The following is an 888-nucleotide window of genomic DNA, read 5'->3' as shown; positions in this document are numbered from 1 at the left end:
GGGATGCTCCTATGGATGTCAAGGGGTTGGTTGTGGGTCGTTGGCGGTGATGAGCTGGTAGAGCTCGCGGGCGACATATCGTTTGAGGCAGCGGATGATCTCTTTTTTGGAGAGGCCTTCTTTGGTGCGTCGTTGCATGTATTCGCGGGTGCGGGTGTCCCAGCGCAGGCGGCTGAGTACGACGGTGTAGAGGGCGGCGTTGGCTTGCCGGTCGCCGCCGCGGTTGAGGCGGTGCCGGGTGGTTTTCCCGGAAGATGCCGGTAGTGGGGCGGCGCCGCAGAGCATGGCGAATGCGGCTTCGGAAGTGAGCCGGTTGTGGTTCTCGCCGGCGGTGACCAGGAGTTGCCCGGCGACGTCGGCGCCGACGCCGTTAGCGGCTCGCAGGGCGGGATTGATGGCGGCGACCAGGGGCTCGAGCAGTTCGTCGAGGTCGGTGATCTCGACGGTTAGCTGCTGGTGACGGCGGGCCAGTGAGCGCAGGGCGATCCTGGTGGCGGTGACCGGGCTGGCGGCGTCGGCGTGCTCGGGTCGCGTGTTCGCGCAAACGGTGATCAGTTGTGTGACGTTCAGCCGGCGTAGCTGGGTGCGTAAGGCGTCGGGGGCGGTGATGATCAGAGCTTTGATCTGGCGTTGTGTGTCGGCGCGTTGTTTGACGGCGCTGCGCCGGGCGACGCGCAGGGCGCGGACGGCTTCGACTTGCCCGTCGTGGCGTTTCGGGGTGCCGGTGCGTTCTCCGGCTAGTGCCGCTTTGGCCGCTGCGATCGCGTCGATCGGGTCGGATTTGCCGTGGAAGCGTCGGGTTTTGCGGTCGGGCCGGTCGATTTCGATGACGTCGACCTGTTCGATGCGCAGGCGGTGGGCGAGTCCTGCGCCGTAGGCGCCGGTTCC

General features: G+C 66.8%; 1 protein-coding gene. It reads right to left on the bottom strand.

What is annotated here, in order from left to right:
• Nucleotides 1-18: 18 nt before the first annotated feature.
• Nucleotides 19-888, bottom strand: an 870-nt coding sequence (locus tag HJC40_RS44985) for a transposase (RefSeq protein ID WP_250010012.1), incomplete at its 5' end; no start/stop codon positions are given.

Origin of the sequence: Actinoplanes sp. M2I2 (assembly GCF_023544445.1) — a bacterium.
Classification (GTDB): Bacteria; Actinomycetota; Actinomycetes; order Mycobacteriales; family Micromonosporaceae; genus Actinoplanes.
This window is presented reverse-complemented; position numbering and strand designations above follow the sequence as displayed.